Annotated in this window: 14 protein-coding genes; 12 read left to right on the top strand and 2 right to left on the bottom strand. The window is 53.3% G+C overall.

Translation table 11 applies throughout. The features are described 5' to 3' along the window. Nucleotide 1: 1 nt before the first annotated feature. Nucleotides 2–901 carry a DMT family transporter gene (locus ACFQ0N_RS20145; RefSeq protein ID WP_379329469.1) on the top strand — a complete coding sequence of 300 codons (900 nt, stop codon included), beginning with the start codon at nt 2–4 and terminating at the stop codon, nt 899–901. A gap of 51 nt (nt 902–952) precedes the next feature. Here ACFQ0N_RS20145 and ACFQ0N_RS20140 read toward each other — a convergent pair whose 3' ends face one another. Both ACFQ0N_RS20140 and ACFQ0N_RS20135 read right to left on the bottom strand, forming a co-directional pair. Next, entirely contained in the window at nt 953–1,885 is a 933-nt protein-coding gene (locus ACFQ0N_RS20140) for a DsbA family oxidoreductase (protein WP_379329467.1), read from the bottom strand. A 16-nt stretch (nt 1,886–1,901) separates the two neighbouring features. Next, a complete protein-coding gene (locus ACFQ0N_RS20135) occupies nt 1,902–2,234 on the bottom strand; it encodes a winged helix-turn-helix transcriptional regulator (protein ID WP_379329465.1) in 333 nt (110 codons plus the stop codon). A gap of 235 nt (nt 2,235–2,469) precedes the next feature. Here ACFQ0N_RS20135 and ACFQ0N_RS20130 point away from each other — a divergent pair, with 235 nt between their 5' ends. The 11 genes from ACFQ0N_RS20130 to ACFQ0N_RS20080 all read left to right on the top strand — a co-directional run bounded on the left by ACFQ0N_RS20130 (nt 2,470) and on the right by ACFQ0N_RS20080 (nt 13,280). Then, nucleotides 2,470–3,186, top strand: a complete 717-nt coding sequence (locus ACFQ0N_RS20130) for an HAD family hydrolase (protein WP_379329463.1) — start codon at nt 2,470–2,472, stop codon at nt 3,184–3,186. Nucleotides 3,187–3,189: 3 nt separating this feature from the next. Then, a complete protein-coding gene (locus ACFQ0N_RS20125; protein ID WP_379329787.1) occupies nt 3,190–4,071 on the top strand; it encodes a MurR/RpiR family transcriptional regulator in 882 nt (293 codons plus the stop codon). 20 nt (nt 4,072–4,091) lie between these two features. Beyond that, entirely contained in the window at nt 4,092–5,717 is a 1,626-nt protein-coding gene (locus ACFQ0N_RS20120) for an ABC transporter substrate-binding protein (RefSeq protein WP_379329461.1), read from the top strand. Beyond that, complete coding sequence (locus tag ACFQ0N_RS20115) at nt 5,717–6,661, top strand: ABC transporter permease (protein ID WP_379329459.1); 945 nt, start codon at nt 5,717–5,719, stop codon at nt 6,659–6,661. Before ACFQ0N_RS20120 ends, ACFQ0N_RS20115 begins: the two co-directional genes overlap by 1 nt. A 10-nt stretch (nt 6,662–6,671) precedes the next feature. Further along, complete coding sequence (locus ACFQ0N_RS20110; protein WP_379329457.1) at nt 6,672–7,490, top strand: ABC transporter permease; 819 nt, start codon at nt 6,672–6,674, stop codon at nt 7,488–7,490. A 15-nt stretch (nt 7,491–7,505) separates the two neighbouring features. Continuing rightward, entirely contained in the window at nt 7,506–8,495 is a 990-nt protein-coding gene (locus ACFQ0N_RS20105) for an ABC transporter ATP-binding protein (RefSeq protein ID WP_379329455.1), read from the top strand. Then, nucleotides 8,492–9,460 (top strand): ABC transporter ATP-binding protein, encoded by a 969-nt coding sequence (locus ACFQ0N_RS20100; protein WP_379329453.1) that lies wholly within the window; start codon nt 8,492–8,494, stop codon nt 9,458–9,460. Before ACFQ0N_RS20105 ends, ACFQ0N_RS20100 begins: the two co-directional genes overlap by 4 nt. A 16-nt stretch (nt 9,461–9,476) precedes the next feature. After that, nucleotides 9,477–10,286 (top strand): metallophosphoesterase, encoded by an 810-nt coding sequence (locus ACFQ0N_RS20095; RefSeq protein ID WP_379329451.1) that lies wholly within the window; start codon nt 9,477–9,479, stop codon nt 10,284–10,286. Nucleotides 10,287–10,594: 308 nt separating this feature from the next. Continuing rightward, nucleotides 10,595–11,359, top strand: coding sequence for an ABC transporter ATP-binding protein (locus ACFQ0N_RS20090; RefSeq protein WP_379329449.1), 765 nt, complete (start codon nt 10,595–10,597; stop codon nt 11,357–11,359). Nucleotides 11,360–11,412: 53 nt separating this feature from the next. After that, nucleotides 11,413–12,474 (top strand): aliphatic sulfonate ABC transporter substrate-binding protein, encoded by a 1,062-nt coding sequence (locus ACFQ0N_RS20085; protein WP_379329447.1) that lies wholly within the window; start codon nt 11,413–11,415, stop codon nt 12,472–12,474. Nucleotides 12,475–12,485: 11 nt separating this feature from the next. Continuing rightward, nucleotides 12,486–13,280 carry an ABC transporter permease gene (locus tag ACFQ0N_RS20080; RefSeq protein WP_379329445.1) on the top strand — a complete coding sequence of 265 codons (795 nt, stop codon included), beginning with the start codon at nt 12,486–12,488 and terminating at the stop codon, nt 13,278–13,280.

The raw sequence follows: 13,280 nt of genomic DNA, 5'->3' as shown, positions 1-13,280 counted from the left end.
GATGAAATCATTATCGAAATTGCAAACTGTACTGCTGATCGGTTTTCTTGTCCTTGTATGGGGAATCAATTGGCCGTTGTCCAAATATGCCCTCACTTATGTGCCGCCAATCTTATTCTCAGGCATCCGTACACTGCTTGGCGCGCTGCTGCTGCTTATTGTCGCGCTGCCCCGCATTCGACAATTGCGCTGGCGGCAAAGCTGGCCCGTATATGCCGTGACGGCAGCGGTCAATATTACATTGTATTACGGCTTGCAAACAATCGGTCTCGGATACTTGCCATCAGGATTATTTTCGGCGATCGTATTTATTCAGCCGGTGCTGGTCGGGATTTTCTCCTGGCTATGGCTGGGCGAATCGATGAATGCTTTGAAGATAACGGGACTGCTGCTCGGCTTTGCCGGTGTCGGAACGATCTGTGTCGGTTCCAGCGGAATGACAGGGCATATTTCGGTGACAGGCATTTTGCTGGCGCTGGGTTCAGCTCTGAGCTGGGCGGCGGGGACGGTCTATGTGAAGAAAAAAGCGCAGCATGTCGATCCAATCTGGATGGTCACCATGCAATTGCTGTTGGGCGGTATCTTCATGTCCGGGGCAGGCTCGTTGATGGAGCGCTGGTCGGAAATTGACTGGGAGCCGGCCTTTATTGGCTCGCTGCTGTTTATATCCATCTTCGTCATCGCTATCGGCTGGCTTGTATTTTACAAGTTGATTGATTCCGGTGAAGCGAGCAAGGTAGCGTCTTACACCTTTATGATTCCGATCGTTGCAATTATTTCCGGAACGCTGTTTTTGCATGAACAGCTTACTTATTCGCTACTCATCGGCATTGCGCTAATTGTAATCAGCATCTATTTTGTCAACCGGCAGCCACGCCGCCGGGCGGCAGCTGGCAACTAATCACACCTTGATAAGGCGCTCCCAGTTCAGTACTGTGAAGCGCCTTTGTTCTTACGATTTCAACCCCTCGATATACCATTCCCCAAGCAGCTCATGCATCGTATAGCTGTCTGCTGCAAGCTGCTGTCGAACCTGCTCGGCGGCTTGCTCCGGTGTCCAGTCATACAAAACCTCGATCTCCTTGGCAAACAACCGCTTCTCCTGCTTGAGCACCGCGGCCAGCGGCGGTACTGGCTTGGCTGCCGGCTTTGAGTCGCCAACAATTTGCGATAACGCAGCAACATAAGTATCCAGCGATCTGGCGCCAACGATCTTCACGCCTTTATTTTCTTCATTGACCATGATGACGGTCGGGAATCCGCGGACGCCGAGGGAGCGGGCAAGGTCAAAGTCTTCCTCCAGCAGCTGCCGGGCATGAGTCATCTCGGCTTCCTGCACGATCGCTGCGCCGTTGAGTCCGATTTCATCAACGAGCTGTGTTAGCACCGCCGGATCGGCAATATTGGCATTGAAGGCGAAAACAGCTTCTCTTGCCCGGCGCAAAAAGATCGCAGCGCCACTGTCGCTTTGCTGCTGAATCACTTTGAACACGCGGGATGGCGGATAGGAAGAGGCGATCGGATTGTCCAGCCAGAGCGAGCCGTCAATCGGCATCCGCGAATGCTCGCCGACCTCGCGCCAATGGGCGGCAACATCGGCCGGCTTGCCAATCCCATTGCTTACATCGGCAAAGCCATCCCAGTTGGGCAGCAGTCCGCCCATGATCGTGCGAAGCTGAATGTAATCGCCATACTGCTCGGTAAAGCGGCGCAGCACCGGCTCTAGCGCCCAGCAATGGGAACAGATTGGATCTGTCGTGTAATACAGTGTTACTTTTTTCGCTGGCGCGCTAAGATCGATAAATTCCATCGCATTACTCCCGGCTTCGCCGCATACCCCTGTCTCCAAATCGCACATCATATTGTTCAAATTGTTTTTCGCCATGTTGCTATTCTCTCCTTTATTGTTCATATGCCTTGCACTCGTGACGATACTTGCGCGCCCATTGCTGGACGGGACCGAGCGCTTCGGTCAAGGCGCGGCCTTTCTCTGTCAAGCGATAGCATATATCTACCGATGGCTGGGTGCTGACGAGCTTCTCAATCATCTGACACTCGCCTAATTCGGTTAGTTTAAGTGAAAGCGCACGCGGGGTAATGGCAGGTAAATCCCGTCTAATCTCCGAGAAGCGGGCTGTCTGCTCTGGACAGAGCGACAAATAATGAATAAGCAGTCCATTCCATTTCTTCCCCAAAATTTGAAAGGCAAATTGTAAATCCGGACAAACCTCCATGACGCCAGCCTCCTTCTTGAACATAAGTATACCGAATATAAAAAATATATCAAGTATAAATTTTATATCGCATAAAAATGACGGACGAGTTGAACACTCCCCGGGCCGATTTACAAACACATCACACTGCTCTGACATTCCATTCACATAACGGGCTTACAATAGCCGTGAAGCAAATGAATCAAATGACAAAAAATGAAGTGTTTACGACAAGCAATAATGAGGAGGAGAGCGAGTGGGTTTGAAGTTTGTATGGTTTGACCTTGGGTATACGCTCGTTGACCGGGACAAGGGGCGGCTCTACCACGACATACTTAGGAAGGAGTTTCAGATCGAGAAGCCGCTGGCAGAGGTGCGGCTCGCCTTTCATCAGACAGACAAGCTGTTTATGCGGGAATATCCCGGGGTGCTCGGGCAGCATCCGGCAACTTATTTTCCCTGGTATATCGGCATCGTCAATTACGAGCTCAAGCTGGCGCTTGATTTATCGAAGGTGATCGGTTGCTTTCGTAATGAGCATTATTTTACGGCCGATATTTGGAAGGCATACCCGCGATCGCGCGAAACGCTGAAGCAGCTCAAACAGGCGGGCTACGGGGTAGGGCTAATCTCGAACTGGGATTTGTCGGCCCGTCAGGTGCTGAAGGACAATCGGCTCGATGAACTGCTGGATGAGGTTATCGTATCGGCAGAGGTCGGAATCGAGAAGCCTGATCCGCAAATTTTTCAGCTGGCATTGGAAAAGCAGCGCCTTCGGCCGGAGGAATGCCTGTATGTCGGCGACAACTATTACGATGACGTGGTCGGGTCAGGCAAGGTCGGGATGGATTGCCTGTTAATCAACCGGTTCGGCAGGACCGGGATCGAGGAACTGAAATACCCGTCCATCATTGCGGATGTATCCGATGTGACTGTATGGTGCAAGCAGCATCGCGGTACGGCAGTCATTTAGCAGATACCGGTTCGGGAGGCGGCAGGGCTGAAAATCCAGGGAAAAATCGAAACTCATTTTCATACATTAAGCGCTGCGCAAAAGCAGGCCGCCCATTATATTTCCACAAATTTAATGGAAATTGCCATGATGCCGGCCAAAAAGCTGGCCGAGCTGGCGGCTGTCAGTGAAGCGACGATTCATCGGCTGGTGCAAGCGCTGGAATATAGCAGCTACAAAGAAATGCAGCTGGCGATCAAGGAGTCGCTGTTCAAGCAGCGGGCCATCTCGCGGCTGGAGGCGACGAGCGCCTTTCCGGAGCAGTCGTTATGGATTCATGAGCATTATTCGGCCGAGATGCGCAATATTGAAGCAACGCGGATGCTCAATGCGGTCGAGGATGTGCGGCAAGCTGCGGGCATGCTGCTGCAGGCAAGGCATATTTGGGTAGGCGGCTGGCGGATGGGCCTGTCGGTGACGGCGTTTGCCGGATTTATTCTCAAATATTTGCTGGGCAATGCCGAGCTGATTCCGCAAGGACAAACGGCGGAATATGCCACCTATTTGCAGGCGGAGGATGTGCTGCTCGTCAGCGGCTTTCCAAGATATTGCCACCGGACGTTAAAGCTGGTGGAAATTGCGAAGCAGCGCGGGCTCATGATTATCGTGCTGACGGATTCGCATATGTCGCCGTTCGCCAAATACGGCAATGTCAATTTGTTCGCACCGACGAAATCGATTAGCTTTCTTGATTCTTACACCGCGCCCCTGGCTTTGTTCAATGCGGTGCTGCGGGAGATGGCGCTGCAGGATCAAGCGCGCATCCAGTCGGGCATGCGGACGATGGAGCAGATGTTTGAAGTATTTGAGGAGCAATTCAACTGGTCGGCCATTAATAAACCTTGAGAAGAAGGAAGGAACAAGACATGAACTTGAGAAAAGGCAGCAAAGCAGTCACTTTATTACTCAGCGTTCTTATTGTTTTGGTAGCAATGACAACGGCATGCGGTCAGGCGAACAAGGCGCCGGACAAAACGAATAACGGCGGCAATGCGGCCGGCGGGCAATCGGCGGGTACAGCGGGCGGCAATAAGCCGTCGGATGCGGATAACAAACCGTCCACAGAGCCGGTCAGCGGCGGCACAGTGCGGCTGCCGATCGCGACAGAGCCGGATAATCTCGATCCTTTTCTTTCCTCCGCTACCGATACGGCTTCGATGATGGACAATGTATTTGACGGCTTGCTGACGAATGACGAGACAGGCAAGCTGCTGCCCGGTATAGCCGAATCCTACGAAATTTCCGCTGACGGGCTGGCGTATACGTTCAAGCTGCGCCCGAATGTCAAGTTTCACAACGGCGAGCTGCTGACCGCTGAGGACGTCAAATATTCGTATGAACTGCTTGCCGGTATTGGCCAGGAAAAGCCGCTTTCCTCAAAATTTGAAATGGTTGCCGGAATTGAGACCCCGGATGCCGCGACCGCTGTCATTCAGCTGAAGCAGAAGGACGCTTCGTTCATTACGCGGACGACAGTAGCGATTTTACCACATGATTACAAAGAGCAAAGCAAGCAGCCGATCGGCGCGGGGCCGTTCAAATTTGTGTCCTACAGCCCGGGGCAATCGCTTGTATTGGAGCGTTTTGCCGATTTCTACGATCCGGAAAACGCCGCCAAAATCGACCGCGTCGAGTTCAAATTTATGAACGATGCCAGCGCAACGCTGCTGGCGCTGCAGGCCGGTACGCTCGACATGCTGCCATCGGTAACGGTACAGGGCGAGCAGCAGCTCGGCGACAGCTTCACTTATGTAGAAGGTCTGCAAAATATGGTGCAGCTGCTGGCGCTGAACAATAAAGTAAAGCCGCTTGACGATGCCAGAGTGCGGCAGGCTATCTACTATGCTGTCGATGTCGATGAACTGATTGCCACCATTGTAGAAGGCAAAGGAACGAAGCTCGGTTCCAATATGAGTCCGGCGATGGAGCAGTTCTATGAGCCGGGTCTGGAAAGCACCTATGACGTTAATGTAGAAAAAGCAAAGTCGCTACTGAATGAAGCAGGTCTTGCAAATGGCTTTGAGCTGGAAATTACAGTACCGTCCAACTATCAAACACATGTTGATACAGCCCAGGTGATTGCCGAGCAGCTGAAAAAAGTCGGCATTACAGTGAAAATCAAGCAAATTGAGTGGAGCAACTGGCTGGAAGATGTGTACACGAACCGCAAATATACTGCTACTGTCATCGGCTTTACCGGCAAGCTTGATCCTTATGACGTGCTCATTCGTTATGAGACGAATTATCCGCGCAACTTTATTAATTTCTCGGATGCCGCTTACGACGAGCTGATGAAGCAGGGAACGCTGGAGGCTGATATTGCCAAACGCGCGGAAATTTATAAGAAGGCGCAGCACATTTTGACTGAGCAAGCCGCTTCGGTCTTCATTATGGATTTCAAACAAACGGCAGCGCTGAAAAAAGGGCTTGAGGGCTTCAAAATTTACGCGAATCAGCTGCTCAATATGGCTGATCTGTACTATACGAACTAATGAATACTGCAGTCCGCAAGATTTTGTCGCTCATTACAACGGTTGTCGTTGTCTCAGTCATTACATTTTTCGTCTTTCAAATTTTGCCGGGCAATCCGGTACAAATAATCCTTGGCGTCGATGCCGATGAGCGGCAGATGGAAGCATTGGAGGAGCAGATGGGGCTGGATAAACCAGCCGCCGTCCGCTACCTCGAATGGGTCGGATCGGCAGTTAAAGGCGATCTTGGGACATCGATCCGCTATCAGCTGCCTGTCGCCGAGCTGATTGGGGATCGTCTGCCGGTTACGATGTCGCTGGCCGTAATGTCGCTCATCCTGACGCTTGCCGCCGGTGTCCCGCTAGGCATCTATATTGCCAGCCGCAACGGCAAAGTCATCTCCTATCTGTTGTCTCTGCTGACACAGCTGGGCATTGCGATTCCGTCGTTTTGGCTCGGCATTCTGTTAATCTTCGTTTTTTCCGTCATCCTGAAGTGGTTTCCCGCCGGTCAATATGTCAGCTGGAGTGACAACCCGTGGGAGGCGTTCAAGTCGCTGCTGCTGCCGTCGATTGCGATCGCCATTTCCAATACGGCGGTGCTCATCCGCTATATTCGCAACACGGTGCTGGATCAATTGAAGCTCGATTATGTCCGGACGGCGAGAAGCAAAGGGCTCGGCCAGGCTGCCATCCTGTACAAACACGTGATTCGCAATGCTTCGATTCCCGTGCTGACCGTGCTTGGGATGATCGTAGCTGACACGCTCGGCGGGAGCATTATCGTTGAGAATGTATTCAGCCTGCCGGGGCTGGGCAATTTGCTTGTAAGCTCGATCAATAGCCGGGATTTGCCGATGGTGCAGGCTATGGTGCTCTACATCGGGGTGACGGTTATAATGATCAATTTTTTGGTCGATTTGCTGTACAAGGTCGTCGATCCGCGGATCGGCAGGAGGGGGTAGCTGGAATCTGATGAACTGGAAAAAAGCTGTTCGCAATGTGCCGCTGCTGATCGGCGCTTCCCTGTTCACAGTGCTATTTGTTTTGTTTGCCATCGGTCTTGTCTACACGCCCTATTCGACAGAGGCGATGAACACGGCGATGCGCCTGCATCAGCCGAACGCCGCCCACTGGTTCGGCACGGACAATTTCGGCCGCGACCTGCTTAGCCGGATCATGGAAGGGGCGCAGACGGCTTTTTATGTCGGCAGCCTGTCGGTTGTGATCGGTATTGCCGGCGGCCTCGTCGTTGGCTCGCTCGCCGGTTACTTCGGCGGATGGCTGGATGAAATCATTATGCGGGTGATGGATGGCGTGATGGCTTTTCCGGGCATTCTGTTCGCGCTGATGCTGGTCACTGTTTTTGGCCCTGGGGTGAACAATACGATTTTGGCGCTAGGGCTGATGAGCATTCCCGGCTTTACCCGGATTATCCGTTCAGGCGTGATTCAATATAAGGAATTTGAGTTTGTAAAAGCAGCCAAAGTGCGCGGCGCGGGCTCGCTGCGCATTATCGCAAGCCACATCCTACCGAATATGATTTCGCCGCTCGTCGTTGCTGCTGCACTTGCGGGTGCCGGCTCGGTACTGGCGGAAGCGGGCCTCAGCTATCTGGGCCTCGGTGTGCAGCCGCCGCTGGCCAGCTGGGGGAGAATGCTCAATGAGGCGCAGCCTTATGTGCTGTCCGCGCCATGGTATACGATTAGTACTGGCTGCTTTATTACAGCGATGGTGCTCAGTCTCAACTTTATAGCGGATGGTTTGCGGGATGCGGCCGATAAGCGGAAATAACAAAGGAGCGTCACGATGGAAATGATGAAGAAAGAACTGCTGCAAGTCGAGCGGATGAATATTCGTTTTCATACGGAGCGCGGTACGTTTCGGGCGGTTAAGGATGTTTCCTTTACGCTAAAGCGCAATGAGATTGTCGGTCTGGTCGGCGAATCGGGCTGTGGCAAAAGCGTCACCTCGCAGGCGCTGATCGGCCTGCTGCCCAGCAATGCGGAATGTACAGCCGAACGCCTGCAATTTGAAGAGGCGCCTCTCGGCGAGTTCGATGAGCGGGCCTGGCTTGACTTGCGCGGCAACCGGATGGCGATGATCTTTCAGGAGCCGCTGACGACGCTGAACCCGCTGCTGACCGTAGGCAGGCAAATATCGGAGGGGCTGATCCGCCACCAGAGGCTGACGAAGAAGCAGGCGAAGGAGCGGGCGCTGCAGGTAATGCGCCAGGTCGAGCTGCCGCGTCCAGAGCAATTGTATGACGAATATCCCCATCAGCTTTCCGGCGGGATGCGCCAGCGGATCGTCATTGCGATGGCACTCGTCTGCAATCCGCAGCTGCTGATCGCCGATGAGCCGACTACGGCGCTGGATGTAACGGTCCAGGCGAACATCATCGCTTTGCTCAAAGAAATTCATGCCAAGCAGCAGACGTCGATTTTATTTATTTCACACGATTTGGCAGTTATCTTCGATCTGTGCCAGCGCATTATCGTCATGTATGCCGGCTATATCGTAGAAGAAGCGGACAAATCGAGCCTGCAGCGGCTGCAGCGCCATCCTTACACGAAAGCGCTGATCGGCTCGCTGCCGAGCGCCGCCAAGCGGGGACAGCCGCTGCAGGCGATTCCGGGCTCGGTGCCGTCAATTCAGGAGGAACTGCTGGGCTGTCCGTTCGCTCCGCGCTGCAGTAAAGCCGATGAGCGCTGCCGCAATGAACTGCCTGAGCTGGTCGAGATCTGTCCGGGACATTTCGTACGTTGTCATTATGCTGACCGGGAGGCGATCCAATGAGCGAACCATTGCTGCAAGTGAAAGGATTATATAAGCATTACCCCGTTCCGCGTAAATCGCTGCTGGCCAAGCGGTCTTACGTGAAGGCGGTAAATGATGTCACCTTCGAAATTGAGAAGGGGGAAATTTTTGGGCTTGTCGGCGAAAGCGGATGCGGCAAATCGACGCTGGGCCAGCTGCTTGTACAGCTTCATCCGTTGACGGGCGGCTCGCTGACCTTTCAAGGGCAGGACATTACGCATGTGAAGGGGAAAGAGCAGAAGGCGCTGCGGCGGAGCATCCAGATGATTTTTCAAGACCCGTTCTCGTCGCTTAATCCGAAGAAAAAAATTCGCGCGATTTTGGAGGAGCCCCTGCTAATTCACGGCATAGGCGATAAAGCGGATCGGCTAGCGGCCGTGAAGGAGATGCTGAGCCATGTCGGGCTGAACGACAGCTATCTTGAGCGCTACCCGCATGAACTGAGCGGCGGCCAGCGCCAGCGGATCGGCATCGCTTGCGCGCTTATTTTGCGGCCGGAATTTATCGTGGCCGATGAGGCGCTGTCGGCGCTGGACGTTTCGGTGCAGGCGCAAATTTTAAATCTCCTTGTCGAGCTGCAGCAAAAGTTTCAATTAACGATGCTGTTCATTTCACATGATCTGAACGTGGTGCAATATATTAGCAGCCGGGTTGGGGTGATGTATTTGGGCGAACTGATGGAAATCGCCGCTGCGGAGCAGTTTGGCGAAAAGCCGCTGCATCCTTATTCGCAGGCGCTGCTGTATTCCGCTCCTGATATGGAGCGCCAGGAGCGGGCCAATCCGTATTTGATTCGCGGCGAAGTGCCAAGCCCGGTCGATTTGCCGTCAGGCTGTGCATTTCATAACCGTTGTCCGTTCGCGACCGCGCTGTGCAAAAAGGTAAAGCCTTTGCTGCAGCAGGTGGCCGATAATCATTTTGTCCGTTGCCATCAAGCATTTTAAGAGGGGGAAGCCGCTAATGAAAGCTGCTGTGATTTCTGATCTGCATGTAGATATGAACGAAGGCCATCCGGTTATTGCCGCACTGTGCGAAGCGGTAAAACGGCAGGAGATCGAGCTGCTGATTGTTGCGGGAGATTTGGCGAACCATTATGAGCAGTCGCTTGCCGCGATTCGGGACATTCGGGAAGGATCGGGCGCGCAAGTGCTGTTCGTGCCGGGCAATCATGACTATTGGTCGATTGATGATCCGCAGCATGATACTTGGGCGACCTACCGGCATTTTCAGCAAACGGAGGGCTGCTTAAGCGGAGGTGCGTATGCGCCGAATGAAGATTGGATCATTATCGGCGATTCGGGCTGGTACGATTACTCGTTCGGCACAGCGGATTACACGGAAGCTGAATATGACGCGATGAAGCTCGGGGAGCGGACGTGGAAGGACAGTCTGTTTGTGAATTGGGGGAGAAGCAACAAGGAGATACACCGCTATTTTTATGAAAAAATGGCGGCCGAGCTGGCGTTGCACCAAGGAAAGAAGGTCATACTTGTGACGCATATGCTGACCGATGCCCGTTTTACCGTGCCAGTGGAGCGTAAGCCTTGGGATTATTTCAACGCTTTTCTTGGCAGCGAGCAGTATGGAGAGCTTTATGCCCGGTATGATGTGCGGTACAGCATTATGGGGCATGTGCATTATCGGAGGACGGTTACAGCCGGCGCCACACAGCTGATCTGTCCATGTCTCGGCTATAATCATGAATGGCATAACGGCGGCGAAGCGAGGCAAGAGGTGGAGCATGCGCTGCAGGTGGTGGAGCTCGATTAATGCTTTTGCAAGCTGATTCAGCCGAATGCCGGGGCGGTGTCAGGCTTCGGTCCGCTCCGCTCCTGCTGGGACGCGCTGGAAAAAAACATCTTGACAGATTGAAAGGGGGACTGCTAAAATTACGTCAACTATTGATCAATGTAGAAGTGGAATCGCATATCGACCAGACAACTGGAGATTTACGACCGCTTTCGATAACGCAGACGCAATGTCTGTGTTGTCCGAGGCAGACGGAAGTCTCTTTTTATTTTGGCTTAAAACCAAGTAAATCGGTGTGTTTTATTGTATTTATAATTGGAGGCGGACATATGCTGGTCATTGAGGGAGTGCATAAGTCATTTATCGTTCCTGCAGGAGAAGTGGTTGCATTGCGGGACATACAGCTTCAGGTCGAGAAGGGAGAGCTCGTCACCTTCCTCGGCCCGAGCGGCTGCGGCAAGAGCACCCTGCTCAAAATCGTCGCGGGGCTGGACACATCCTATGAAGGAACGGTCCGGCTGAACGGCCGGGTAATAGCGGGTCCCGGCATCGAGAAAGGATTTATATTCCAGGAGCCCCGACTGTTTCCCTGGCTGACGGTCGAGAAAAATATCGCTGCCAACTATTCGCTGCGGGATCCGCAAGTACGGCGGCAGGTGGATGAACTGGTTGAGCTGGTCCGCCTGAAAGGCTTTGAGAAAGCCTATCCGCGCGAGCTTTCGGGCGGCATGGCCCAGCGGGCAGCCATCGCAAGAGCGCTGCTCCGCAAACCGGAGGTGCTGCTGCTGGATGAACCGTTCGGAGCGCTCGATGCTTTCACCCGCTCGCATATGCAGGAGGTGCTGCTCGACATTTGGGAGAACAACCGGACGACGATGCTTTTCGTGACGCATGATCTGGATGAGGCGGTGTTTCTGGGGCAGAAGGTTGTTATAATGGACCCCCGGCCGGGCCATATCCGCAAAGTAATCCGAATTGATCTTCCTTATCCGCGGAAAAGGGCAGGGACAGCCTTTCAGGAAATGAGAAGCCGCGTGCTAGGAGAATTCGAGAAAGTGGAAGAACCGGCATTTGACGTAGGTGCAGGAATCTAGCCGGACAAAGCTGGTGTTTGCCGGAAATTATACACTTCGAAGGGGATAGTGCGATGAAGAGAGGCATAACTTGGTTGACAACAATATTGGCATTGCTGCTTATTCTAAGTGGCTGCGGCAATGCGGCGAAGGAAGAGGGCGGCAAGCAGCCGGCGGATAATCCGGATCAGGCGAACCGGGGGAGCGGCAAGCCCGTGTACGAAAATTTAACCGTCCGCCTGGGTGTACAAGGGAAAGGCGGCTTGTTCGGCAAGGCGCGGGAGGAAAAATGGTACGAAGATGCCTTTGGCGATCTGGGCGTCAAGGTGGAATGGATTGAGTTCCAGAGCGGTCCGCCGATGGTGGAAGCGATGGCGTCAAACCATCTGGATTTTGCTGGAATGGGCAATATGCCGCCAATTGCGGCCCAGGCCGCAGGCGTTGATTTCAAAATCATCTCGCAGATGCTGGAGGGCAAAAACAATGTCGCGATTATTGTGCCGAAAGAGAGCGCGATTCACTCTGTATCTGAGCTGAAGGGCAAGAAAGTTGCAGTAACGAAAGGCAGCAATGCTTACAACTTCCTGTACCGCGTACTCGGCAAGGAAGGGGTGAAGGATTCCGATCTTGAGATTATCCAGCTACAACCCGACGAAACACAGCCTTCCTTCGAAGGCGGCAAAGTGGATGCGTGGGCGGTATGGGATCCCTATATTTCATTAAATGTACTGTCGGGCAAAGCAAGAGTGCTTACGGACGGCGCAGACTCCGGGGTACTGTCTCCTTCGTTTCAGCTCGTGAGGGGTGATTTTGCCAAGAACTATCCGAAACTGGTCGTTTTGTATTTGAAGGTGCTGGAGAAGTCCCGCTTGTGGGAAGCCAATCATCAGGAAGAGGCCTTCCAGCGTTATGCCGATGAGCGCAATATTCCGCTCGAGCTTGTAAAAGGCATGCAGGAGCGCAGCTCTTACATTAACATCCCGATCAGCGACGATATTATCGCCCGTCAGCAACAGACGGCCGACTTCCAATTCTCGCTCGGGACGATCCGCAAAGAGATCGATGTGTCCCAGGTGTTTGATAACCAATATATCGTAGAAGCGTTGAAGCAGACGGAGCAGGAGAGCAAAAAGTGAGGTGAACGCGGGTGCAAACCAGGAAGAGCAAGCTTTCGATCGGCACTGCCAACATATTTGTCGGCTTGCTTGTACCCTTGTCATTGCTGGCTGCATGGCAATATGCCTCAGTCACGGGAATGGTCAATGAGGTTCTTGTGCCTCCTCCGGCATCGATCGCGGACGAATTCGTCAGCATGATTGTATCGGGCGAGCTGCAGCATAATCTCGGAATTTCGGCATTGCGCGCCATGCTGGGATTTCTGCTCGGCGGCGGGCTTGGGCTGACTGCAGGTTTATGGGTGGGATTCTCTCTGCGGACGGAACGGCTGCTCGATCCTTCGATGCAACTGCTGCGCACATTGCCGCATCTGGCAGTAGCCCCTTTATTCATTTTATGGTTCGGGTTCGGGGAGACGTCGAAAATATTGCTGATCGCAAAGGGAGCCTTTTTCCCGCTGTATGTGAACGCATTTCTTGGCGTCCGCACTGTAGAGGGGAATCTGTTCGATGTCGCCAAAGTGCTCGAATTTTCGCGATGGGAGACGATAACGAAGCTGATTCTTCCGGCTTCGCTGCCCTCGATCTTTCTCGGAATCCGGTTATCGATCGGCGTAAGCTGGCTGGGGCTGGTCGTAGCGGAGCTGATGGGTTCCAGCTCCGGGATCGGCTATATCATTAACGATGCGCGCTCTTTTTCGCAAACTTCCGTCATATTTGTCGGAATTATCGTTTTTGCCGCAGTCGGTAAACTGACGGATTCACTGGTGAAAGGGCTTGAACGGTATCTGCTGAGGTGGCGGGAAAATCTGAAAGGAGATGGCTGA

It is taken from the genome of Paenibacillus sp. GCM10027626 (assembly GCF_042676285.1).
Lineage (GTDB): Bacteria > Bacillota > Bacilli > Paenibacillales > Paenibacillaceae > Paenibacillus_Z.
Note: the sequence above shows the minus strand (reverse complement) of the source record. Positions and strands in the feature narration are given on the sequence as shown.